Origin of the sequence: Methylococcus sp. ANG (assembly GCF_040730495.1) — a bacterium.
Taxonomy (GTDB): Bacteria; Pseudomonadota; Gammaproteobacteria; order Methylococcales; family Methylococcaceae; genus Methylococcus.
This window is the reverse complement of record NZ_CP160399.1, coordinates 923,991-947,880: the sequence shown is the minus strand read 5'-3', so window position 1 is coordinate 947,880 and position 23,890 is coordinate 923,991. Positions and strand designations below refer to the sequence as shown.

The 23,890-nt window shown below is 63.0% G+C and carries 16 protein-coding genes and 2 pseudogenes; 13 read left to right on the top strand and 5 right to left on the bottom strand.

Annotated features, from left to right (window positions below):
- The 5 genes from ABZN20_RS04365 to ABZN20_RS04345 form a co-directional block, all read right to left on the bottom strand.
- Complete coding sequence (locus ABZN20_RS04365; protein WP_367026876.1) at positions 1–2,229, bottom strand: AAA family ATPase; 2,229 nt, start codon at positions 2,227–2,229, stop codon at positions 1–3.
- A gap of 104 nt (positions 2,230–2,333) precedes the next feature.
- Complete coding sequence (locus ABZN20_RS04360; protein WP_367026875.1) at positions 2,334–3,203, bottom strand: c-type cytochrome; 870 nt, start codon at positions 3,201–3,203, stop codon at positions 2,334–2,336.
- The gene (locus tag ABZN20_RS04355; RefSeq protein WP_367026874.1) at positions 3,200–3,628 is read right to left on the bottom strand and encodes a universal stress protein; all 429 of its coding nucleotides are present in this window, start codon (positions 3,626–3,628) and stop codon (positions 3,200–3,202) included. The genes ABZN20_RS04360 and ABZN20_RS04355 overlap by 4 nt, the downstream gene beginning before the upstream one ends.
- A gap of 321 nt (positions 3,629–3,949) precedes the next feature.
- The gene (locus ABZN20_RS04350; protein ID WP_367026873.1) at positions 3,950–5,434 is read right to left on the bottom strand and encodes an oligosaccharide flippase family protein; all 1,485 of its coding nucleotides are present in this window, start codon (positions 5,432–5,434) and stop codon (positions 3,950–3,952) included.
- A gap of 182 nt (positions 5,435–5,616) precedes the next feature.
- Positions 5,617–6,846 carry an ISAzo13 family transposase gene (locus ABZN20_RS04345; protein ID WP_367025221.1) on the bottom strand — a complete coding sequence of 410 codons (1,230 nt, stop codon included), beginning with the start codon at positions 6,844–6,846 and terminating at the stop codon, positions 5,617–5,619.
- A 358-nt stretch (positions 6,847–7,204) separates the two neighbouring features.
- Here ABZN20_RS04345 and ABZN20_RS04340 point away from each other — a divergent pair, with 358 nt between their 5' ends.
- The 13 genes and pseudogenes from ABZN20_RS04340 (at position 7,205) to istB (ending at position 23,885) form a co-directional block, all read left to right on the top strand.
- Positions 7,205–9,286 carry an N-6 DNA methylase gene (locus ABZN20_RS04340; RefSeq protein ID WP_367026872.1) on the top strand — a complete coding sequence of 694 codons (2,082 nt, stop codon included), beginning with the start codon at positions 7,205–7,207 and terminating at the stop codon, positions 9,284–9,286.
- Positions 9,279–10,322, top strand: a complete 1,044-nt coding sequence (locus ABZN20_RS04335; protein ID WP_367026871.1) for a PDDEXK nuclease domain-containing protein — start codon at positions 9,279–9,281, stop codon at positions 10,320–10,322. The genes ABZN20_RS04340 and ABZN20_RS04335 overlap by 8 nt, the downstream gene beginning before the upstream one ends.
- A complete protein-coding gene (locus ABZN20_RS04330) occupies positions 10,319–10,567 on the top strand; it encodes a hypothetical protein (RefSeq protein WP_367026870.1) in 249 nt (82 codons plus the stop codon). The genes ABZN20_RS04335 and ABZN20_RS04330 overlap by 4 nt, the downstream gene beginning before the upstream one ends.
- Positions 10,485–12,329, top strand: a complete 1,845-nt coding sequence (locus tag ABZN20_RS04325; RefSeq protein ID WP_423246428.1) for a DUF559 domain-containing protein — start codon at positions 10,485–10,487, stop codon at positions 12,327–12,329. Before ABZN20_RS04330 ends, ABZN20_RS04325 begins: the two co-directional genes overlap by 83 nt.
- Complete coding sequence (locus ABZN20_RS04320) at positions 12,326–14,038, top strand: ATP-dependent nuclease (RefSeq protein WP_367026868.1); 1,713 nt, start codon at positions 12,326–12,328, stop codon at positions 14,036–14,038. The genes ABZN20_RS04325 and ABZN20_RS04320 overlap by 4 nt, the downstream gene beginning before the upstream one ends.
- A 129-nt stretch (positions 14,039–14,167) precedes the next feature.
- Positions 14,168–15,259, top strand: coding sequence for a Fic family protein (locus ABZN20_RS04315; RefSeq protein WP_367026867.1), 1,092 nt, complete (start codon positions 14,168–14,170; stop codon positions 15,257–15,259).
- Positions 15,260–15,533: 274 nt separating this feature from the next.
- Positions 15,534–18,425: a type I restriction endonuclease subunit R gene (locus ABZN20_RS04310; protein WP_367026866.1), complete on the top strand. Its 2,892-nt coding sequence runs from the start codon at positions 15,534–15,536 to the stop codon at positions 18,423–18,425.
- A 38-nt stretch (positions 18,426–18,463) separates the two neighbouring features.
- Positions 18,464–19,519: a transposase gene (locus ABZN20_RS04305; RefSeq protein WP_367025156.1), complete on the top strand. Its 1,056-nt coding sequence runs from the start codon at positions 18,464–18,466 to the stop codon at positions 19,517–19,519.
- A pseudogene (locus ABZN20_RS04300) lies at positions 19,420–19,815 on the top strand (transposase); the annotation flags it as partial. The gene ABZN20_RS04305 and the pseudogene ABZN20_RS04300, both read left to right, overlap by 100 nt.
- 183 nt (positions 19,816–19,998) lie before the next feature.
- Positions 19,999–20,391 (top strand): annotated as a pseudogene (locus ABZN20_RS04295) (type I restriction enzyme endonuclease domain-containing protein); the annotation flags it as partial.
- A 21-nt stretch (positions 20,392–20,412) separates the two neighbouring features.
- Positions 20,413–21,396, top strand: coding sequence for a fatty acid cis/trans isomerase (locus ABZN20_RS04290; protein WP_367026864.1), 984 nt, complete (start codon positions 20,413–20,415; stop codon positions 21,394–21,396).
- Positions 21,397–21,564: 168 nt separating this feature from the next.
- Entirely contained in the window at positions 21,565–23,103 is a 1,539-nt protein-coding gene (gene istA / locus ABZN20_RS04285; protein WP_367025277.1) for an IS21 family transposase, read from the top strand.
- A gap of 26 nt (positions 23,104–23,129) precedes the next feature.
- Complete coding sequence (gene istB, locus ABZN20_RS04280) at positions 23,130–23,885, top strand: IS21-like element helper ATPase IstB (protein WP_367025276.1); 756 nt, start codon at positions 23,130–23,132, stop codon at positions 23,883–23,885.
- The last annotated feature ends 5 nt before the right edge of the window (positions 23,886–23,890 follow it).

Here is a 23,890-nt window from a genome sequence, read left to right as displayed (position 1 = left end):
TCAATTGGTTAAGCGAGATTCGCCCACTTTCTTGAAATATCCGGGATAGCAAGACTGCGAACATAACAGGGTGGATTGCATCGCTCCGAAATGTGCAAGGAGGTTTGCGTCGTTCAGCGCTCGCACGCCTTCGAGTGCGCATTCGAAATCGGCCCGCTCGGTGTCTCTCCATCCGCCGAAATCCAGATGAAAATAAGCCAGATAACCCGACGCGTAAGCCTGGAATCTCGAGTCCGCAATCTCCAGGCTGCGATGGTGCGAAGATTTCAGCAAGTCCTGAAAATGCCTGCGGTCGCAAAAGGAAGTCGCCAGGGTCAAAAGGTGTAAGGCGCCGATTTCCGTTTCAATCCGCCCGGCGTCGCGGGCAAGTTCAACGAGCGCTTCGAGGTCTGAGAGAACGGCGGCCCATTCGGTAAGCGCCCAGTTGACGCGGGAGCGCAGTTGGAGCAGCTTCAGGCGGGCATCGATGCGTGCAGCTTCGGGCAGGCGATCCGCCCAGCGAAGGGCACGGTTCAGGTAATCCAGCGCCTCACGGTTGGCATAGCGGCGGGCCGATTGTTCCGCCGCCAAGGCCAGGTAATGGACCGCCTGGGCGGAATTCCGACCCGCCTCGAAATGCCGGGCCAGTTCGGCGGCGATATCGCTCGTGTGGGCACCATGGGCGGATTCCAGCCGCTCGGCCAGACGCAGATGCAGCGACACGCGGCAGGCGGGAGTCAGGTCCTGATACAGCACGTCGGCGTACAACGCGCGACGGAAGGCATACTGTCCGGCGACCGTGCCGTCCGGCCATTCCGTAATGCCCGTGTTGGCGAGTATCACCCCGCGTCGCGCCAGGCTTTCGCAGACGGCTTCAACGTCCACCACGTCACGATCCAGCGCCGATGCCAGCAGCGCCGCAGAACTCTCCACGCCGGCGGCGCTGGCTACCCCGAGCAACCGCTGCTCCTCGGGCGACAGCCGCGATACCTGGTGCCGGATCATCTGGCGAACGTCGTCCGGAATCTGCGTCTCCAGCGTATCGGCGCCGCCGATGTTCCAGCCGCTCGGCAACGGCTGGAGCTGTCCTCGGGAAAGGAGGTAATCCAGCAGGTTCACCAGGAACAGGGGATGGCCCCCGCTTCTGCGGTGGAGGAGGCGCGCGACCGGTTCCGGGGGAGCCTGTTCCGGAAACCGCTTGGCCAGATAATCCTGCACCTCCTCGAAACGCCAGGTATCGAGCGCCAGTTCGGCGCACAGGCGGTGGGACTCCAGTTCCTGCTGCACCTGTTTCACCGGGTGATCCCGCAGGGCGGCATCGCCCGGCCGGTAGCTGCCGATGACCAGCAGCGGAGCCCGGCCGCGTCTTCGCCCCAAGAGGCTCAAGAGTTCCAGGGTCGCGTTGTCGCTCCAATGCAGGTCTTCGAGTACCAGAACCAGCGGCGTCCGGGTACTCAATGCCTCCAGCAGCTCGCAGCCCTCGCGCAGCATGCGTTCCCGGTTCGCGCCGATCACCTCCTGCTGCAAGTCGGCGCGTTCCTCCGGCGCGACCGCCCCCGGCAGTTGCGCCAGCCATGTGGGTGCCACGCTGCGGAAAACCGCCTTGCAGTAGGGCACATAGCCGCCCAGGGCGCTGAGCAGGGGCAGGAAGGCCTCGCCTGCGCCGAAATGGTCGATGCACTGCCCCGACAACACCGGCGGCGGGTTAGGTTCCGTTCCCAGGTCGCGCAGCAGCATCTCGATGAGGGTGGTCTTGCCGATGCCTGCCTCGCCGGTGAGAAAGAGAATCCGCCGTTCGCCGGCGAGCGTCTCGGCCCAGAGACCGTGGAGCCGGGCCAGCGCTCCCTTCCGGCCCGCCCAGCGCTCGGCGTCGGGAGGAGCCGTGTGGGCATGGGTCGTTACCGCTGTCGGGGCCTCGTCCGATTCGGCACATTGAACCGCGACCTCGGCGATGAAGCGGTAACCCCGTTTGGGCACGGTCTCGATGTAGCGCGGCGACCGGGGGTCGTCTTCCAGTGCCTTCCGCAGCTGATTGATGCATACCTCGACGACCGAGTCACTGACATAGCCGCGGGGCCAGACCGCATTCAGCAGTTCGTCCTTGCCGACCAGCCGACCCGAACGCTCGACCAGATGGCACAATACCGCAAAGGCCTTGGGCCGCAGCGGCAACGTTTTTTCTTCACGTGTAAGGCGGGCATCGGCCGGTTCGAGCCGGTAGGGACCAAAGTTCCATTCGGGAAGGGTCATGTCGGTATACGGGACCGCAGGCGAAGTCTATGGATAAGTACCCGCCTTCTCCCGGGCCGCCTTGTTTGCGAACCTGACCGGTCTTCCATCCGCAAACCTTGGGTTCATGGCCTCGTGATATCCATCGCCGGAGCTCGCAGATAGCGGATGATCGCGTCGGCGATACGGTTGCGCTCGGTTTCGGGCAACAGCGCGTCCAGTGGCGGCATCGCAGTGCCGGGGCGCATTTTCTGGGGTTCGATGATCCAGCTTTTCAGCGCCTCGTCGCCGAGCGGGCGTGAGATTTCGCGCAGGTCGGCGGGAAATTTCTCGCCGCCGATGCCAGCCACCCGGTGGCAGGTGAGGCAGTACTTCTTGGCCTGGCCGAAACCTTCGGCAGCCGCGGGGTCGGCGTCCTGCGGACGCGCCGCGGCATAGTCCGCCGGCGTGGCCAGGTCGATCCTGACGACCTGGTAGGGCCAGCCGTACGTGCCTTGGGCACGAGCGACGGGGTCGTGCAGGTTGTCCCAGATGAGGTAATACGGCCCCAGCGCCACGTCGCTTTCGTGCTGGCTCGGATTGTCGACCGTAAAGGGCTTGCCGTCGGCGCGGCCGAATGCGAGCCAGGCGGAGGCGGCGAGAAAACGCCCTGAGTCGGCGCTGGAGCGGTAGCCGTCGCGGGCGAAAAACACGACTTCGGTGCCTGGAGCTTTCCAGCGCTCCCCGAACAGCCGGCTCAATAATCCGGCCATTCCGAATCCCCGGTAGCTGACCCGGAGTTCGTGTCCGGGGCTGGAAGTGTGCGGCTCGACCACCTCCACGGTCTGTGCCGGAACGCCGGCCTCGGATTCCAGCCTGTCCGGCGGCGGGAGTTCGACGGCAAGGACGGGCAGCGCCATGGCCGCGAACGCCGCCCGGATCGTGGTACGGAAAACACTCGCCGGCGCGGACGGCCGGAAAATGGCGCTCCCGCCGTTGGGCTCGGATGCCCTCATGCCGGCACCACGAGGACGGGCACGGAAGTCCCGCGCAGGACGCCCTCGCAACTGCTTCCGACGATGAGCCGGGCCAGCAGTCCTTTCCCATGGGAACCGAGCACGATCATGTCCGCCTGCAACCGTTCGGCTTCCTTGAGAATCGTGTCCACGGTCGGTCCCTGGATCATCAGCCCGGTGCAACTGAATCCCTCCGCACGCAAGGCTTTGGCAGCATCTTGAACCCGCTGGTGCCAAATCTTGTAGGTTTCGGCAGCCAGATCGCGCATGACCAGAGGATCGGCATCGTAGCCGACGAAATCCGGCTCCGGTTCGGCAACGTGCAGCAGCCATATTTCAGCAGATAACGCTTTGGCCAGGAGCTTGGCCTGGCCCAATACCTTGTCGGTGATTTCGGAGAAATCGATCGCAACCAGCAGCTTCATGGGTGGTCAGCCTGTTCGATGGATGTGTGGTCGTTGGCCCGGTGGCGGGCCGCCGACATTATTGGGCGGGATTCGCGGCGATGTAAACCGGAGCCTTCGTTCGGACGCGGGCTCGAGTTCCGATAGTGCAGCCAGGATCGGAAAAATGCGCCATCCATGGCCGAACATGCCTTGATACGGAATGCCAGGAAACCTTGTCCTGAAGATGGGAGATGATGGACGCGCTCATGCCGGCAGAGGTTAAGCGCCGGCATCGGCGTCAGCGGAAGACTAGCATGATCGATGCCAGACGTCCGGAGCACGGGAAATCGCGGCATCGGACTAGCGGGCGGGTGCCGGTCCACGGAGACGGTGTCGCTCCAGCACGACCACGAGGGCGAAGATGAGTAGCAGAAGGCTGTTGCTGAAGGTGAATTCGGCCCAGGACGGCAACAAGGGCATCCGCTCGGTCAGTTGCCAGATGCTCACGGCGAGCAGGGGATAGCCGAGAATTCGTTTCAGGTCGTAGCGGACCGGATAGAAGCGTCTGCCCAGGAGGTAGGACAGCAAGGCCATGCTGCCGTAGCAGGCGAGCGTCGCCCAGGCGGCGCCCATGTAGCCGAGCCGCGGTATCCAATAGACGTTGAGCGCCAGCGTGACCGCCGCTCCCCAGACGGTCAGGTAGGTGCCGAAGCGCGTCTGCTCGGTCAGTTTGTACCAGATGGAAAAATTGAAGAAGACGCCCAGCCAGAGGTTGGCCATCAGAAGGATGGGGACGACGCCGATGCCGGCGCGGTACTTGGCCCCCACGAAATACTGGATCCAGCCGAGGTTGAGCATCACCCCCAGGAAGATCAGGGAACAGGCGATGACGAACCAGTTCATGACCAGGGCGTAGAGTTCCCTTGCATCCTTCTGCCGGTAGTAAGAGAAGAAAAATGGTTCGGCGGCATAGCGGAACGCCTGGATGAACAGGCTCATGAGGATGGCGATCTTGTAACAGGCGCCATAGATGCCGAGCTGTTCCATGGCGGTGTCCGGCGGCAACAGATACTTCAGCAGAATGCGATCCATGGTCTCGTTGACCATGCCCGCAAGGCCGGCGACCAGCAGCGGCAGGGCATAGGCCAGCATCCGTCGCCAAAGCGCGACATCGAAGCGAAGTTTCGCCGCGGCCAGCTCGGGTAGAAGCAGCAAGAGGGTCAGGCCGCTGGCGATGAGGTTGGCGATGAACACGTAGCCGATGCCGATGGCGGGATCGTAGAGCTGCGCCGCCCAGCCCAGCGAATCTGTCGCTCCGCCGTCGTACGCCCATTTGCACAAGCCGATGAGGAAGACATTGGCGGCGATGTTGACCAGGATGTTCGTGGTCTTGAGCACCGCGAAGCGCTTTGCCTTCTGCTGCTCCCTCAGCTTGGCGAACGGGAGGGCGGCGAGCGCATCCAGAGCGATGATCCAGGCGACCCAGCGCACGTAATCGGTGCGGTCCGGATGTCGAAGCAGGCCGGCGAGGGTGTCGGCTTGCCACAACACCGCCGCCAGGTACAGCGCCGTCGACAGCGCCAGAGACAGCAGAGCGGTGCTGTACACTGTGGCCTTGTCGGCGGATTTCGCGGAAAAATTGAAGAGGGCGGTTTCCATGCCATAGGTCAGAACGATGTTCAGAAACGACGTATAGGCATAGAACTCGGTAATCACGCCGAATTCGCCCGGATCGGCAAACTGGTAGGTATACAGCGGGACCAGGAAGTAATTGAGCAGCCTGCCGATGATGGTACTGAGGCCATAGATCGCGGTCTGGCCGGCCAGCTTCTTGAGCGGATTCATGATCGGGGGAATGCGATGCAAAGCGTCAATGCTACCACTGAGGCATGGAACGGCAGTACGGGAGCCGGCTTGCGCCGGCGGGGCGACCGATTCGTGTCGAGGCTGACCGCCACTGCACCCGGATGATATGATCCCGACCGCACAATAAGTAACCTAGCAGAAATAACTTGAACAATAGCCTTTTAGCCGCCGAGATCGCGAGGCTTGAGCCGATAGTTCCACTCGCCATGGAACTCGTCGCGTTCAATGGCCAGTTCCGCGAGTTCCTGGTCGGAGACTTTAACTCCTGCCGGATAATCCCGGTCGTCGAGTTGTGCCTGGATGCGCAGCCCTTCGGTGGTCGTCGTGTTGCCAATCAGGTTCACGACAACCTCCCGACTGACCAAAGGACGACCACGCCAGTTCTGGGTGATGTGACAGAACATCCGGTGCTCGATTTTGTTCCACTTGCTAGTGCCGGGCGGAAAGTGACAGACCTGGATCACCATCCCCAGTTCGTCGGCCAGTTGCTGCAGCTCAACCTTCCAGAGCCGCACACGATAGCCGTTACTGCCGCCGCAGTCGGCGGTGATCAGCAGGCGACGCGCGGCCGGATAGAGTGGCTGGCCCATCTCGCGCCACCACCGGCGGATACTCTCAACCGCAAATGCCGCCGTGTCGTGGGTGATCCCAACACTGACCCAGCCCTGGTTGGCGCCCACGTCATACACGCCATAGGGCGCGACTTTACCCAGTTGCGGATCGATGAAGTCGTAGACGCGTACGCCCTCCGGACGACCTTTCGGCTGCCATTCGCGCCCGCCATTCTTGAAGTCCCCGACCAGTTCTTTCTTTTTGGTATCAACCGAGACCACCGGATCGCCCGCCGCCTGATACTGCGCCGCCGTCGCGGCAATGTGGCTGAACTGCGCATCACGATCGGCCTGCTGACCCCCTTCGTGAATCTTCCGGGTCGCTTGCAGACTGTAGTCCAACTGCGCCAGCAAATCACACACGGTGCGCTGGCTCACCTGATGACCTTGGGCCACCAATTCCTTGGCCAAACGCGGCGTACTCTTGCAGGTCCAACGCAACGGCGACTGCGGGTCCCCACGCGTCGTCGGTTCGACCAACGCATCCAGGTCGCGCAACAGCGTTGGGTCTTTGGCCGTCAGCTTCTTGCGCCCACCACCCTTGGCCCGAACACGGCCCATCCTCGCCGTGACTGGCTCGCCACCGGATGGCGCCATAGCGAGCTCGCGCAGACCGGCATAGATCGTCGTGCGCGACAAACCCACCGCGCTCGCTACGGTACTGACGCCCCCATGGCCGAGGGTAAGCGCCTCAACCGCTGCCCACAACCGCAGCGTTGCTTCGTCCAGACGGCCGGAAAGCGCCAGAAATTTTTCCTCAATCACCTTGGTGGCGTCCATGCACAAAGCGTAGGCACAGACCGCTCACTGTTCAAGTTATTTCTGCTAGGCTCCTAAGGGTCGGTCACATGCCCAGCCATCGGGTCGGGCGCTTCAGCTTCCCAGGCAGATTCCGCCGATCGCCTCACTCCTACGATCGGGTTCGCTTCCCGATGGCAACGGGTTGCCGGAGCTGAACGGCCCGTCGCGCCGTGCGGCCCGTAACCTCTCCCATAACCTGGGTAGCATGGAACGCCGCGGCCTGGATCATCCGCATCGGGCCCGGATACCTGTGCGGTGAGCCAGGAAGCGCTGGCCAAGGAGTTTCCGCGGCGGTACGGGACTGACCTCCACGGTATAGCGAAACCGGAAGCGATACATGGCCAAAGGCAAAGAGAAGAACAACGGTAACCTCGGCTTCGAGGCCGAATTGTTCCGCGCCGCCGACAAGCTGCGCGGCAACATGGAGCCCTCCGACTACAAGCATGTCGCGCTGGGCCTGATTTTCCTCAAGTACATCTCCGACGCCTTCGAGGCACGCCACGCCGAGCTGCTGGCCGAAGACCCGCGGGCCGCCGAGGACAAGGACGAATACCTCGCCGACAACGTCTTTTGGGTGCCCAAGGAGGCCCGCTGGTCGCACCTCAAGGCCGCTGCCCGCCAACCCACCATCGGCAGCCTCATCGACGACGCCATGCGCGCCATCGAAAAGGACAACGAATCCTTGAAGGGCGTTTTACCTAAGGACTACGCCCGCCCGGCGCTGAACAAGGTGATGCTGGGCGAGCTGATCGACCTGATCTCCGGCATTGCTTTACAGCAACCCTCACCCCCAACCCCTCTCCCAATGGGAGAGGGTGGCCGAAGGCCGGGTGAGGGAAACATCCGGCGCGCGCAAGCGACGGATGTTTTAGGCCGCGTCTACGAATACTTCCTCAGCCAGTTTGCCGGCGCCGAAGGCAAGCGCGGCGGCGAGTTCTACACCCCGCGCTCGGTGGTGCAGGTACTGGTGCAGATGCTCGAACCCTACCAGGGCCGGGTCTACGACCCCTGCTGCGGCAGCGGCGGCATGTTCGTGCAGAGCGAGAAGTTCGTGCTGGAACACGGCGGGCGCATCGGCGACATCGCCATCTACGGCCAGGAGAGCAACTACACCACCTGGCGCCTGGCCAAGATGAACCTGGCCGTGCGCGGCATCGACAGCGACATCCGCTGGAACAACGAAGGCAGCTTCCACAAGGACGAACTGCGCGATCTGCGCTTCGACCACATCCTCGCCAACCCGCCCTTCAACATCTCCGACTGGGGCGGCGACCGCCTGCGCGAAGACCCGCGCTGGCAGTTCGGCGTGCCGCCCGTGGGCAACGCCAATTATGCCTGGCTGCAGCACATTTACTGGCATCTCGCGCCCTACGGCACCGCCGGCGTGGTGCTGGCCAACGGCTCCATGAGCTCCAACCAGAGCGGCGAAGGCGAGATCCGCAAGGCGATGGTCGAAGCCGACGCCGTGGACTGCATGGTGGCCCTGCCCGGCCAGTTGTTCTACTCCACCCAGATCCCCGCCTGCCTGTGGTTCCTCGCCCGCGACAAGTCCGGCCGTTCTCTCCCCTCTCCCCCTGGGAGAGGGGCCGGGGGTGAGGGAAAGCTACGCGACCGGCGCGGCGAAGTGCTGTTCATCGACGCCCGCAACATGGGAAGGCTTGTGGATCGCACCCGGCGTGAACTCACTGACGCCGACATTCAGAAGATCGCCGATACCTATCACGCTTGGCGTTCCGCCCGGCGTGACCCTCACCCCGGCCCTCTCCCAGAGGGAGAGGGTGAAAAGCTCCAGTATCGGGGCGGATTTGATTTTTCCGGACTGGTGCAGACGGCACGGGAGTTGCGCAAGAAGCAAACACCGGCGGAAGCAGTCATGTGGGAGCTGCTTCGTAACCGCCAGTTCATAGGACTGAAGTTTCGTCGCCAACATCAGATTGGGGAGTATGTGGCGGATTTTTATTGCGACGAACACAAGCTGGTCATTGAACTCGATGGAGATGCTCATTCCACCTCGGCACAAGCAACAAAGGACAAGACCCGCGATGCCTACATGACATCCCTGGGACTGACCGTTGTTCGTATCCGCAATGCTGAATTCCTCGCCGATCCCAAAGCAGTCCTCGAACGCATCGTGGTAGTTCTCCCCTCTCCCTCCGGGAGAGGGGCGGGGGGTGAGGGTGTCGCGCCTTACCGCGACATACCCGGCTTCTGCAAATCCGCCACATTGGAAGAAATCCGCAAGCACGGCCATGTGCTCACCCCCGGCCGCTATGTCGGCGCCGAGGCCGCCGAGGACGACGGCGAGGCCTTTGCCGACAAGATGCGGCGGCTCAGCACCCAGTGGCGGGAGCAGCAGCGCGAAGCGGCGCGGCTGGATTCGGTGATCGCGGCCAACCTGAAGGCGCTCGGCTATGACTGATCTGACGACACCTGTCGGCTACGCCGACTTCGTGAATGAAATCAAACAGCAAATCCGTCAGCGCCAGTATCAGGCGCTACGCGCGGCCAACAAGGAACTGCTCGCCCTGTACTGGTGGATGGGTGAAACCATCAGTCGCCGTCAGACCGAACAGGGCTGGGGCAAGGCGGTTGTCGAAAGCCTGGCCCACGACCTGCAAGCCGCATTTCCCGGACGCAATGGATTCTCGGCACGCAACCTGTGGAACATGCTGGACTTCTACCGTGCCTATGCGGACAAGCCAAAACTGCAACCATTGGTTGCAGAAATCAGTTGGGCCAAGAACCTGCTGATCATGGCCCGTTGCAAGGATGATCTGGAACGAGAGTTCTATCTGCGTGCCACCGCCCGCTTCGGCTGGACCAAGAACGTCCTGCAACACCAGATCGACAACCAGAGCTATCGCCAGTATCTGGCCGGGCAGACCAACTTCGACGCCGCCGTACCCGAAAGCATCCGTGCGCAAGCCCTGCTGGCGGTGAAAGATCACTATACCTTCGACTTTCTGGGCCTTGCCGACGAACATTCCGAGCGCGAGCTGGAGCAAGCGCTGATCCGACATCTGCGCGCCTTCCTCACCGAAATGGGAGAGAGCTTCACCTTCGTCGCCAACCAGTACCGGCTGGAGGTCGACGGCAAGGACTACTTCATCGACCTGCTTTTATTCCACCGCCGCCTGCGCTGCCTGGTCGCCATCGAACTGAAGATCGGCTCGTTCAAGCCCGAGCACAAGGGCCAGATCGAGTTCTACCTCGACCAGCTCGACCAGCATCACCGCTTCGATGGCGAAAACCCACCCATCGGCATCGTCATCTGCCGCGACAAGACCCGCACCGTGGTCGAATACGCCATGCGCAACATGAACCGCCCGCTTGGCATCGCCACCTACACCGTCACGCCCCAGCTCCCGGCCGACTACCGGCACGACCTGCCCAGCCCTGAGCAGATCGCGGCACGCCTGCAAGCCTGGGCGGTCGGGCAAGGAGAGGACGAATGAGCGAACGACAAGCCGCCTCCGACCCGCGCATCGCCATCGTCGATGCCCCGTTCGATTGCGACGAAAGCGAACGCCCCTTCGGCAAGCGTTGGCGGCAAGAGACCATCACCTTGACGGCAGCGCATGTCGAGGCGCTGCGGCAAGGCAAACTCCTGGCCGTGGATGTGCAGGAGGAGTATGTGGTGTATCTCAAGCTGGATGCGGCGATCGAGGCCAACCTGGGGGAGATTGGGTATGGGGGGTGAGTGGAAAACCGCTCGGTTGGGCGATCTTGTCGATTCGAGCCTCGGGAAAATGCTTGACGCGCAAAAGAACAAAGGAACGCCGCGACCATATCTTGGCAACAGCAATGTGCGCTGGGGGTCGTTCGACCTTCAGAACTTATCGTTGATGAGGTTCGAGAACGACGAAGAGGAGCGATATGGGATTCGCGATGGCGACCTGATCGTTTGCGAGGGGGGAGAACCTGGGCGTTGCGCCATCTGGAGGGAGCAGATTCCCGGCATGAAAATCCAGAAGGCTTTGCATCGTGTAAGAGCGAAGGATGGGTTAAACAATTACTACCTGTTCTATTGGTTCATGCTGGCGGGCCGCACAGGCAGGCTTGAGCCATTTTTCACAGGCACCACAATCAAACACTTGACTGGTAAGGCGCTTAATGAATTGGAAGTGCCGGTTCCGCCCATTGAAGAACAACGCGCCATCGCCCACATCCTCGGCACGCTGGACGACAAGATCGAACTCAACCGCCGCCGCAACCAGACCCTGGAGGCCATGGCCCGCGCCCTGTTCAAGGACTGGTTCGTCGACTTCGGCCCCGTCCGCGCCAGAATGCAGCTCCCCTCTCCCTCCGGGAGAGGGGTAGGGGGTGAGGGAGCCGCGCCCAACCCCCGCATCAAACTTCCACTCCCGCCCCCCCTGCTGGACAACGCCCGCGCCTTGCGCAAACATGCCACCGATGCGGAAACCCTGCTGTGGCGGCTATTGCGCAACCAGCAACTCGCCGGCGCCAAGTTCCGCCGCCAGCATTCGCTGCCGCCCTACATCCTCGACTTCTACTGCCACGCACTGAAACTGGCCGTCGAGCTGGACGGGGGGCAACACAACAGCGCCGAAGGCCAGCAGCGCGATGCGCGGCGCAGCGCCTATCTCGAAGAACGCGGCATCCGGGTTCTGCGTTTCTGGAACAACGACGTATTGCGCGAGACCGAGGCGGTTTTGGAGGCGATTTATCAGGCCGTGCAGGAGCGGCAGGGCGTGTTTCCCTCACCCCCAGCCCCTCTCCCGGGGGGAGAGGGGAGCCCGATGCCCTTCTCACTTGCGGAGAACGCTCTGGATGAGCGGGCCTGCCTTCCCGCCGACCTCTGGCAACTCTTCCCCGACCGCCTCGACGACGAAGGCAAGCCGGAGGGGTGGAGTAAACGGCCGCTCGATGAGATCGCAGACTTTCTCAATGGCCTTGCTCTGCAAAAGTTCCCGGCGACCGATCCTGACGACAGGCTCCCGGTGATCAAGATCGCCGAGCTTCGCAACGGCGTTAGCGCCAAGAGCGATCGCGCATCGCGTGAGGTGCCGGCCAAGTACATCATCAAGGACGGCGATTTCCTTTTCTCGTGGTCGGGCAGCTTGCTGGCGAAATTCTGGACCGAGGGTGAAGGAGCGCTCAACCAGCACCTGTTCAAAGTCACTTCCGAGAGCTACCCCATGTGGTTTGTCAGCCATTGGGTGCATCACCACCTCGAAGCGTTTCAAGCCATCGCAGCCTCAAAGGCCACGACCATGGGCCATATCCAGCGTGGTCATCTCAAGGCGGCGATGACGCTTTGCCCACCAGACGATGTATTGGAGAGACTTGGCGTCGTGATGGCGCCCCTTGTCGAGCAATCGATTCACAACGAACTCGAATCCCGCACCCTCGCCCAACTCCGCAACACCCTGCTGCCCAAACTGATCTCCGGCGAACTGCGCATTGCCGATGCCGAAGAATTCCTAGAGCGCATCGCATGAAGTTGGCACGCATCTCCATACACAACTTCCGAGGCATCATCGACGCCTCGATGGCATTCCATCCCTATGCGCTGGTAGCAGGCGCGAACAATTCAGGCAAGAGCACCATCATCGACTGCATCCGGGCCTTCTATGAGAAGGACGGTTTCAAGTTCAAAAAGGAGGCCGATTTCCCACTCAAAGGGGCGGTTGACCAGGAGTCATGGGCAGAGCTGACGTTTTCGCTCACCGACGAAGAGCATGACTCCCTGAAGGATGAATACAAGACCGCTGAAAAGGTGCTAAAGGTCAGGAAGTACTTTCAGACTGGCGAAAAGCTCCACGACGGAAAGGGTGCCGCCGGGTCAATTCTTGGCTACAAGACTGATGGCACCCTGTCGAACGAACCTTTCTACGGCGCGAAGAATGTCCAGAGCGGCAAGTTCGGCGATCTGATCTATATCCCGGCCATCAGCAAGGTTGATGAACACACGAAGCTCAGCGGCCCGTCGGCCCTGCGCGATCTGATCACCAATATTATGTCGGATGTGGTGGAAGGGAGCGACGCCTACAGGGCGTTGACCGATAGCGTAACCACTTTTGCCGACAGCGTTCGTGCCATCGAGACCGAGGATAAACGCTCGCTGTCGAATTTCGAGAATGACCTAAACGCACTGCTTGCCCCGTGGCAGACGAACTTCAATCTCAAGTTCACGGCGCCATCCACAGCGGAAATCATCAAGTCCATGCTCGGGTGGGACATCCGGGACAATCATCACGAGAAGCCGCAAGGTGTCGAGTACTTCGGCTCCGGCTTCCAGCGACACTTCATCTATTCGCTGATTCAACTTGGCGCGAAGTACGTGCCACAGAAGGTTTCGAAGAAGGCAAAAGACTTCGCGCCCTCATTGAACCTGGTGCTTTTCGAAGAGCCAGAGGCTTTCCTGCACCCGCCGCAACAGGAGGATTTGGCCCGTAACCTGATCACGGTCAGCGAGGCTGTCGACTGGCAAATTGTCTGCTCCACCCACTCCGCGCACTTCGTGAGCAGGAATGCCATGCGAATTCCAGCCATCATTCGGGCGCGACGGGCAGACGGGGTCGTATCCACCTTCCAGATCGACGAGGCGCAATGGAACAACATCGTTGATGCCAACCACGCCATTCAGCAGGTTGCAGCCAAGTACCCAAGGGTACAGCAAACCATGCAGGCTGATGACCTCAAGCCTGAAATGGAGTCGGTGAAGTACTTCTTGTGGCTCAATCCAGGTCGCGCCGGAATGCTGTTTGCACAACATGTACTGCTCGTCGAAGGACCCAGCGAGACTGCATTGATCAACCGCTTGTTGGACGATGGCAGAATCGCTTTACCTCAAGGAACCTATGTCCTCGACTGTCTCGGCAAGTACAACATACACCGCTTCATGAATCTGCTAAGTAGCCTCGGCGTGGTTCATGCGGTGCTGCACGATGACGACAACAGTGCGAACGAGCACCAGGAACTCAATCAGCTGGTGGCGGATTCGAAGAACGCGGACTTTACGCATTCGGTCATCACGATACCGAAGGATCTCGAAGATTACCTCGGTGTGGCGCCGCCGGGCTCCAGCCACAGAAAGCCCCAGCATCTGCTGTATTGCTACGCCACCAATCAAATTGACAATGCAAAGCTGGGTGGATTCTGCGAGCTGGTGCAATCCTGCTTCGCAATGAAGGAAGACAAGCCATGACCCGCATCCCCGTCAACCCCGAGCTGCTGACCTGGGCGCGCGAGCGCGCCGGGCTGGAGGGCGAAGCACACAAATCCGGGGTCGCCCGTCATGCGAGGTAATGCTATGCAGCCCTATGTCCCCGACACATTGCCGCTGACCGATCTGAATTACCGCCTGCTGCTGCCTCTGGTAGGGCAGGCCAACGCCGCGCTGGCCCGGTATGACGGGCTGCTGCAGGGCATCCCGAATCCGGCGGTGATGCTCTCGCCGCTGACGACGCAAGAAGCAGTGCTGTCCTCGAAGATCGAGGGCACCCAGGCCACCGTGGATGAGGTGCTCGAACAGGAGGCGGGGCTGATCAAGGAGGGCGAGAAGTACAAGGACATTCAGGAGATTTCCAATTACCGGCTGGCGCTGTTCAAGGCCAGGGAATATCTGGAGGTTTACCCGATTCGCCTGGGATTCGTGCGCGAGCTGCACCGCATCCTGATGAACAGTGTGCGCGGCGAAGAGAAGAACCCCGGCGATTTCCGGCGCGACCAGAACTGGATCGGCCGGCAGGGCTGCCCGATCGAGCAGGCCAGTTTCGTGCCCCCCAACCCCGTTCAACTGCCGGATTTCATGCAGGCATGGGAACGGTATCTGGACAGCGACGATGTGGACTTTTTGATCCAGACGGCGGTGGTCCACGCGCAATTCGAGTTACTGCACCCATTCAAGGATGGCAACGGTCGTATCGGACGCATTCTGATTCCACTGTTCCTGTACCAGAAGCGAGCGCTGTCGCAGCCGATGTTCTACCTGTCGGAGTATCTGGAGAGTCATCGCGACGAGTACTACGAGCGCCTCAAGGCGATTTCAGCCGAGAAGGACTGGGATGGCTGGATTGCTTTCTTCCTGCGCGCCACCATTGAGCAGGCGGGGCAGAACACAAGGCGGGTCGAGGCGATCAAGGCGCTCTACGACGAGATGAAGATCGCCATTCAGGAAACCACCCATTCCCAATATTCGGTGCACTTGCTCGATGCCATTTTCAGCAAGCCCATCTTCCGCACCTCGGATCTGGCGCAAAAGTTGGCGGCGGACTACGGCATCCACGAGAAAACCGTCCCGGCGCTGCTGCGGCAGCTGAAGGCAGCAGGCATCCTGCGGGAGTTGCAGGCCGGTAGCGGCCGCCGTGCGGCGACCCTGTGCTTTCCCCGGCTGATCAACCTGGCGGAAGGTCGCGAGGTGCTATGACCTTTCTGCGGAGCGGCTGGACTCCTCAAGCACATTTGCGGAGCGTATGCGTAGAAATAGGCTCCGCAATCTTGGTAGCGGCGTCGGGCAACTCCGCTAAGCGCGCTGTCTGCCCTTCCGGGCAGGAGCCTTATTTAATCCCGTGCCCGGAAAACGCCATGCCTACTTCTAAACATTCATTGAAATCAGTGACTTGCTTATTAAAGCCTGTCCCGGCTTCTGTGGCATGCCACGACCAGGGGCATGGCAGCCACCCCCTGCGGGAGCGACCCTGATGGCCTTCCTCTCCGAAGCCCAATTGGAAGCCGCGCTGCTCACGCAGATTGCCGGGCTGGGCTTCACCTGCGACTCGGATGAGGTCATAGGCCCCGACGGCAAACAGCCGGAGCGGGAGGCCTACGACGAGGTGGTGCTCAAGGCACGACTCGCGGCCGCCGTGGCGCGGCTGAACCCGGCGCTGCCACCCGAAGCGTGGGCCGACGCGATCCGCCGCCTGACGCAATCGGAACTGCCGAACCTGCTGGAGGAGAACCGCCGCATCCACCGCCTGCTGACCGAAGGCGCGGATGTGGAGTATTACGCCGAGGATGGCACGCTGACAGCGGGCAGGGTGCGGCTAATCGACTTCGAGCAGCCCGCCAACAACGACTGGCTGGCGGTACAGCAGTTCACCGTGGTGGCTGGCCAGGCCAAGCGTCGGCCGGACGTGGTGGTGTTCGTCAACGGCCTGCCGCTGGCGGTGATCGAACTCAAGGCGCCCGGCGGCGAGAACGCGACCCTCGCGGGTGCGTACAACCAGCTCCAGACCTACAAGCGGCAGATCCCGGCCCTCTTTCGCAGCAATGCGCTGCTGGTGACCTCCGATGGCCTGTCTGCGCGGGTCGGCTCGCTGTCGGCGGATCAGGAGCGCTTCATGCCCTGGCGCACCACCGATGGCACCCGGATCGAGCCCAAGGGATCGCCGGAGATGGCCACGCTGATCGAGGGCGTATTCGAGCAAGGGCGCTTCCTCGATCTGTTGCGCCATTTCACCGTCTTCGGTGAGACCAGCGGCGGGCTGATCAAGATCATCGCCGGCTACCACCAGTTTCACGCCGTAAAGAAGGCCGTGATTTCCACGCTGCGGGCGAGCCAGAGGGCGGTGGCCGAGGACCCGGCCGCCTACGGGCTGCCCAGCGTCAAGGACCAACCTCCCGGCGACCACAAGGCCGGGGTAATTTGGCACACCCAGGGTTCGGGCAAGAGCCTGCTGATGGCGTTCTACGCGGGGCTGCTCATCCAGCACCCGGCCATGGCCAATCCCACGCTGGTGGTGTTGACCGACCGCAACGACCTGGACGACCAGCTCTTTGCGACCTTCGCCATGTGCAAGGACCTTCTGCGGCAGACGCCGGTGCAGGCGCAGGACCGCGAGCACCTGCGCACCCTGCTCAACCGCGCTTCCGGCGGCGTGATCTTTACCACCATCCAGAAGTTCGCTCCGGCCACCCTCACCCCCGGCCCCTCTCCCCGGGGGAGAGGGGAGGAAAGCGCGCTGACGGATCGCTCCAACGTCGTGGTCATCGCCGACGAGGCGCACCGCAGCCAGTACGGCTTCAAGGCGAAGGTGGCCAGCCAAACCGGCGAGATCGCGTATGGCTTTGCCAAATATCTGCGCGACGCGCTGCCCAATGCCTCCTTCATCGGCTTCACCGGCACGCCCATCGAGGCCACCGATGTGAACACCCCGGCGGTGTTCGGCCACTATATCGACATCTACGACATCAGCCGCGCGGTCGAAGATGGCGCCACGGTGCCGATCTATTACGAATCGCGGCTGGCGCGCATCGAGTTGGACGATGACGAGAAGCCGCGCATCGACGCCGAGATCGAGGCGCTGCTGGAGGACGAGGACGAACCCAGCGCCGAGCGCGCCAAGCAGAAGTGGGCCACCATCGAGGCGCTGGTCGGCAGCGACAAGCGGCTCGCGCTGGTGGCCGCCGACCTGGTGCAGCATTTCGAAGACCGGGTGGCCGCGCTCGAAGGCAAGGCCATGGTGGTGTGCATGAGCCGACGCATCTGCGTGGCGCTCTATGACGAGATCATCAAGCTGCGGCCCGACTGGCACAGCGAGGATGACAACGCCGGCCGCATCAAGATCGTGATGACCGGCGCGGCGTCCGAGCCGGTGGAGTGGCAGCAGCATATCGGTAACAAGGCCCGCCGCGACCTGCTGGCCAGGCGGGCGCGCGACCCAGACGACCCCTTGCGGCTGGTGATCGTGCGCGACATGTGGCTGACCGGCTTCGACGCCCCCTGCATGCACACCATGTACATCGACAAACCCATGCGCGGGCACGGCCTGATGCAGGCCATCGCCCGGGTCAACCGGGTGTTCCGCGACAAGCCGGCCGGCCTGATCGTGGACTACATCGGCATCGCCCAGAACCTGAAATCGGCGCTCGCGCAGTACTCCAGGCCCGACCAGGACAAGACCGGCATCGACGAGCGTGAGGCCGTGGCGGTGCTGCTGGAGAAGTACGAGATCGTGCGCGACATGTTCCACGGCTTCGACTACCGCACGGGCCTGGGCGGCACGCCAGGCGAACGGCTGGCCATGATGGCCGGCGCCATCGAATGGATACTCGACAAGCAGCAGCAATGGGCGGCGGCAGAAAAGACGCCAGAGGCCAAGAAGCAGGCGCAACGGCGCTTTGCCGATGGCGTGCTGGGGTTGTCGAAGGCCTTTGCGTTGGCCGTGAGCTCGGATGAAGCGCGCGGCATCCGCGAGGCAGTCGGCTTCTTCCAGGCCATCCGCGCCGCGCTGGTCAAGACGGCGGGCGGCTCAGGTGCTACCCGGCAGGATCGCGAGCTGGCCATCCAGCAGATCGTCAGCCGCGCCGTGGTGTCCACCGAGATCGTCGATATTCTCGCCGCGGCCGGTATCCAGACGCCGGACATTTCCATCCTGTCCGACGAGTTCCTGCTCGAAGTGCAGCAGATGGAGAAGAAAAACCTGGGGCTGGAGGCGCTGCGCAAGCTGCTCAATGACAGCATCCGCTCGCGCACCCGCACCAATGTGGTCGAGACCCAAGCCTTCACCGAACGGCTAGGAGTCTGTCGGACTTTCCGGTTCTGGTTCGAACCGGATTGGAGGGGCGGAAGTCCGCTGTTTCCGTTAACATAGCGGCCTATTCCGGATAGATCGCGACAAGGTGAGACCCGATGAGCCGCTTCATCCCCGTCAATCGCCACCAGCAGTATCTGCTACCGCCCTCGGTTGACGAATGGCTGCCAGCCAACCACCTGGCACGGTTCCTCGTCGAGGTCATCGATCAGCTGGATTTAAGTCGACTGACGAGCCGCTACTCGGGGCGCGGGTCGGCGGCGCACCATCCGTCGGTACTACTGGCCCTGCTGGTTTATGGTTATGCCACCGGGGTGTTCTCCAGCCGCAAGATTGAGCGGGCCACCTACGATTCGGTGGCCTTCCGCTTTCTGTCGGCGGAAACCCATCCCGATCATGACACCCTGGCCCACTTTCGCAAGACCTTTCTGGGGGAGCTGGAGGACCTGTTCGTTCAGGTCTTGAGCCTGGCGCAGGCGATGAAGCTGGTGAGGCTCGGGCAGATTTCCCTGGACGGGACCAAGATTAAGGCCAACGCCTCCAAGCACAAGGCCTTGTCTCATGGCCACATCGAGAAGTTGGAAGCGCAGTTGCGGGAGGAGGTGCAGGCCTTGTTGCAGAAGGCGGCGGAGGCCGACGGGGCGGAGGAGCCGGACGGCATCGACCTGCCAGAGGAGTTGGCGCGGCGGCAGGATCGGCTGAAGGCCCTGGCGGAGGCGAAGGCCAAGATCGTGGAGCGGGTCGCGGAGCGCGATGCCCGGGCGCAGCAGGACTATGAAGCCAAGGTAGCCCGTCGCGAAGGCCAGCGGCAGGCGGGCAAGAAGCCACGTGGGCAGGAGCCGAAGCCGCCGGAAACCGGGCCGAAGGCCAGCGACCAGATCAATCTGACCGACGAGGAATCCCGCATCATGCCGAGCCACGCGGGTTTCCTCCAGGGCTATAACAGCCAGGCTGCGGTGGATGTGGAGACGATGTTGATCGTCGCCACCACCGTCAGTCAGCAGACCAACGACAAGCAGCAGGTCGAACCGATGCTGGCCGAGATCGAGAAGCTGCCGGAAGCCTGGGGAAGCCCGAAGCCCTGCTGGCCGACACGGGCTACTTCAGCGCCGGCAACGTGCACGCCTGCTGCGAACAGCAGATCGAACCGCTGATCGCGATGGGACGGGACAGCCATCACGTGCCGCTGGCGGAACGCCTGGCTCCGGATGCCCCGGAACCGGAAACCACCGATCCCGTGGAGAAGATGGCCTGGAAACTCAAAACGAAGGCAGGGAAGGCCCGCTACGCCAAGCGCAAATCCACGGTGGAGCCGGTGTTCGGCATCATCAAACAGGTCTTGGGATTCCGCCAGTTCTCTCTGCGCGGCTTGGAGGCAGTGGCCGGAGAATGGAAGCTGGTGGCGATGGCGTTCAATCTGAGGCGGATGCACGTGTTGGCGGCAGCGTGACAGGCTTCACGTAAAAACCAAGCGTTACACACCAATAGCGCCGCCATGGGGGAGGCGGGGCACATCTTGGTCTAGTTATCGACGCGAAACGCTGGTGACTACCCCGCCAATGCCCCCGAAAAATTCTCGATTCCAAGAATCCCGACCCGAGTAAATCCATAGTCCGACAGACTCCTAGAAGACGCCATTGCCCGTTACCACGCCAACGCCATCACCACCGCCGAGGTGCTGCAAGAGCTGATCCAGCTCGCCCGCGACATCCGCGCCGCCAGGGCACGGGGCGAGGAACAGGGGCTGTCGGACGAGGAGATCGCCTTCTATGACGCCCTGGCGGAGAACGAGTCTGCTGTAGCAGTCATGGGCGACGCCAAGCTGCGCGTCATCGCCCATGAACTGCTGGTGAGCCTGCGTGACAACGTCTCGGTGGACTGGGCGCACCGGGAGTCCGCGCGGGCACGAATGCGCGTGCTGGTCAAGCGCATCCTGCGCAAGTACGGCTACCCGCCCGATTTGCAGGACGCCGCCGTGCAGACCGTCTTACAACAGGCAGAGGTGCTGTGCCAAGACTGGACCTGAAAATTGCGTCGGGTGCGGCCGATGAAACTGAAGGCGATCTGGTGTGAATTCCCGGGATGGCGCCGTTGCCTGACGGTCGCCTTGGCTGTGCTGGCGGTCGCCGGTTGCATCGAGGCTTACCGCACCGATTACGACTCACGCTACGGTCCGCCCGCCCCACGGGAGCGGCGCCTGAGCGAGGCGGCTTATCTGGCGCAGCTCGCCGCCGGCAAGGTGTCCTATGCCCGCGATGTCCAGCCTATCCTCGATTCGCGCTGTGTCGTCTGTCACGGCTGTTACGACGCGCCCCGCCAGTTGAAGCTGGAGTCGTTCGAGGGCCTGGAACGCGGCGGCAGCAAGACCCCGGTGTACGACACCACCCGCATCCAGCCCGCTCCGCCGACGCGTTTGTTCATCGATGCCGACGGCGTTCAGGCCTGGCGCTCCAAGGGTTTCTTCCCGGTACTGAACGAACGGCGCGATTCGTCCGAGGCGAACCTGCTGGGCTCCTTGCTGTATCGGATGCTCGAGTTGAAGAAAGAGCATCCCCTGCCCACTTCGAGCGTGTTGCCCGACACTTTCGACTTCGGTCTCGACCGCAAGCTGAACTGCCCCGCCATCGAAGAGTTCGACGATTTCGCGGACGATCACCCCGAATGGGGCATGCCTTACGGGTTCCCCGGCCTGAGCGGGCGCGAGCACGATACCTTGGTAAGCTGGCTGCGCCAGGGCGGGTTCGTGCCGCCTCCCGATCCCGTGTCGCCCGAGGCCGGGTCGGCCGTGGCGCGCTGGGAGGCGTTCCTCAACGGCTCCAGCCCGAAGGAGCGGCTGTTCGCCCGTTACGTTTACGAGCATCTCTTCATCGGCAACCTGCATTTCCGCGGATTGGCGCCCCGCGAATTCTTCCGGCTGGTGCGCTCCCGCACGCCGCCCGGCGAGCCGATCCGGGAAATCGCGACGACCCTGCGTATTCCGGCCCAACGTGACCGCCGATTCCGTTTGATCGTGACCGCCCATGCCGGGTGAACGTGACCGGCGATTCCGTTTGATCGTGACCGATTTTGGCCTTCCGGCCGGAATCGGTGGTCACGATGCCGGAAATCGCGGTCACGTTCCCGGAATCACCTCAGCCGCGCTGGAATTTCTCAACCCCAACAGGCATAGAGCCGCCCTTTTACTTTCGAAGGGGGCGACATGCCGGCAAAGAGGAGTTCCATGCGACACATCACCGAGATTCTGCGCCTCAAGCACGAGGCGAAGCTCAGCCACGAGAAGATCGCCCGGGCGCTGGGCGTCTCCAAGGGCGTGGTCAGCAAGTACGTGAGCCTCGCCCAGGCGAAGGGCGTTGCTTGGCCGCTGCCCGGGGCGATGGACGAGGCGGCCCTGGAGCGGTTGCTGTTCCCCGCCCCCACGGCCCCGGCGCGCTTCGTGGAGCCGGACCTGCCGCGCCTTCACCACGAGCTCAAGCGCAAGGGGGTGACCCTGCAGCTGCTGTGGGCCGAGTACGTGGCGACCCACGGCGAGGCCGCTTACCGTTACAGCCAGTTCTGCCACCGTTACCGGCTCTGGCAGGGCCAGCAGCGGCGCAGCATGCGCCAGGTTCACCACGCCGGCGAGAAGCTCTTTCTCGACTACTGCGGCCCCACCGTTCCGGTGATCGACCCCGCCACCGGCGAGCTGCGCCAGGCGCAGGTGTTCGTCGCCGTGCTCGGCGCCTCCAGCTACACCTACGCCGAGGCCACCTGGACCCAGGCGCTGCCGGACTGGATCGCCTCCCATCAGCGCGCCCTGCGCTACTTCGGCGGCACCCCCGCGCTGTGGGTGCCGGACAACCTGCGCGCGGCGGTGAGCCAGCCCTGCCGCTACGCCCCCGAGCCCAACGCCACCTACGCCGAGCTGGCCCGCCACTACGGCGCCGCCATCCTGCCGGCGCGCCCTTACCAGCCGAAGGACAAGGCCAAGGTGGAGGTGGCCGTGCAAGTCGTGGAACGGTGGATTCTGGCCCGGCTGCGCCATCGCACCTTCCACTCCCTGGCGGCCCTCAACCAGGCCATACACGAGCTGCTGGAGTCACTCAACGGCCGCCCCTTCCAGCGCCAGCCCGACAGCCGCCGCGACCTGTTCGAGTCCCTCGACCGGCCGGCCCTCAAACCCCTGCCGCTGGTGCCTTACGAGTACGCCGAGTGGAAACAGGTCAAGCCCGGCATCGACTACCACGTCGAGTTCGGCGGTCGCCTCTACAGCGTGCCCCATGCGCTGGTCGGCCAGGTGCTGGAGCTGCGCGCCACCGCCACCAGCATCGAGGTGCTGCACCGGGGACACCGCGTCGCCGCGCACCCGCGCCAGGGCGCCGGCCGCTTCTCCACCCTCCCCGAGCACATGCCCAAGTCCCACCGCGAGCACCGCCAGTGGTCACCGGGGCGCTTCATGAACTGGGCCAAAGACATCGGCGTAGCGACGCTGCACGTGGTCGAACACCAGCTCAACAACCGGCCCCATCCCGAGCACGGCTACCGCGCCTGCCTGGGCCTGCTCAATCTCGCTCGGCGCTACAGCCGAGCGCGGCTGGAGGCGGCCTGTGCGCGGGCCTTGGCCATCCAATCACCGTCCTATCGCTCCGTCAGCTCCATCCTCGACAAGGGGCTCGACCGCCAGCCGCATGAGGCCCATGACGAGACCGCCGCGGCGCTGCCGGCCCACGGCAACGTGCGCGGTCCCGACTACTACAACTGAAACCCGTTACAACAGGAGACAAAACCATGCTCACCCAGCAAACCCTGGACAAGCTCCACACCCTGCGCCTCACCGGCATGCGCGAGGCCTTCGAACAACAGCTCGAACAGCCCGCCACCCACGATCTCTCCTTCGACGAGCGCTTCGCGCTGCTCGTCGACCGGGAGCTGCTCTACCGCGACAACCGCCGCCTCAGCCGTTTGCTCAAGGACGCCAAGCTGCGCCTTGCCGCCTGCATCGAGGATATCGACTATCGCCACCCCCGCGGCCTGCATCGTCCCCCAATGGCCGCGCTCGCCGAAGGCTCTTGGCTGCGCGCCCATCACAATCTCTGCCTCACCGGCCCCACCGGCACCGGCAAGACCTATCTCGCCTGCGCCCTCGGCAATCAGGCCTGCCGCCAGGGACTAGCCGTCCGTTACCTGCGCCTGCCTCGGCTGCTCGAACAGCTCGCCGTCGCCCGCGGCGACGGCTCCTATTCCCGGCTCATGAACCAGCTCGCCCGCACCGACCTGCTCATCCTCGACGACTGGGGCATCCAGCCGCTCACCGCCTCTCAGCGCAACGACCTCATGGAGTTGATCGAAGACCGCCACGGCCTGCGCTCCACCCTCATCGCCAGCCAGCTGCCGGTCGAGCACTGGCACGACTACCTCGGCGAGCCCACCCTCGCCGATGCCATCCTCGACCGCCTCCTGCACAACGCCCACCGGCTACCCCTGACCGGCGAGTCGATGCGCAAAACCACCGCCGGCTTGACCCAACGTGACCGGTCCAAGTAAAAAAC

Coding starts and splice junctions, on each gene's coding strand:
- ABZN20_RS04325 (WP_423246428.1), top strand. CDS start 10,485: ATGTGCAGGAGGAGTATGTGGTGTATCTCAAGCTGGATGCGGCGATCG.
- istB (WP_367025276.1), top strand. CDS start 23,130: ATGCTCACCCAGCAAACCCTGGACAAGCTCCACACCCTGCGCCTCACC.
- ABZN20_RS04350 (WP_367026873.1), bottom strand. CDS start 5,434: ATGAATCCGCTCAAGAAGCTGGCCGGCCAGACCGCGATCTATGGCCTC.
- ABZN20_RS04355 (WP_367026874.1), bottom strand. CDS start 3,628: ATGAAGCTGCTGGTTGCGATCGATTTCTCCGAAATCACCGACAAGGTA.
- ABZN20_RS04340 (WP_367026872.1), top strand. CDS start 7,205: ATGGCCAAAGGCAAAGAGAAGAACAACGGTAACCTCGGCTTCGAGGCC.
- ABZN20_RS04360 (WP_367026875.1), bottom strand. CDS start 3,203: ATGAGGGCATCCGAGCCCAACGGCGGGAGCGCCATTTTCCGGCCGTCC.
- ABZN20_RS04345 (WP_367025221.1), bottom strand. CDS start 6,846: ATGGACGCCACCAAGGTGATTGAGGAAAAATTTCTGGCGCTTTCCGGC.
- ABZN20_RS04330 (WP_367026870.1), top strand. CDS start 10,319: ATGAGCGAACGACAAGCCGCCTCCGACCCGCGCATCGCCATCGTCGAT.
- ABZN20_RS04305 (WP_367025156.1), top strand. CDS start 18,464: ATGAGCCGCTTCATCCCCGTCAATCGCCACCAGCAGTATCTGCTACCG.
- ABZN20_RS04310 (WP_367026866.1), top strand. CDS start 15,534: ATGGCCTTCCTCTCCGAAGCCCAATTGGAAGCCGCGCTGCTCACGCAG.
- ABZN20_RS04320 (WP_367026868.1), top strand. CDS start 12,326: ATGAAGTTGGCACGCATCTCCATACACAACTTCCGAGGCATCATCGAC.
- ABZN20_RS04335 (WP_367026871.1), top strand. CDS start 9,279: ATGACTGATCTGACGACACCTGTCGGCTACGCCGACTTCGTGAATGAA.
- ABZN20_RS04365 (WP_367026876.1), bottom strand. CDS start 2,229: ATGACCCTTCCCGAATGGAACTTTGGTCCCTACCGGCTCGAACCGGCC.
- ABZN20_RS04290 (WP_367026864.1), top strand. CDS start 20,413: ATGAAACTGAAGGCGATCTGGTGTGAATTCCCGGGATGGCGCCGTTGC.
- istA (WP_367025277.1), top strand. CDS start 21,565: ATGCCGGCAAAGAGGAGTTCCATGCGACACATCACCGAGATTCTGCGC.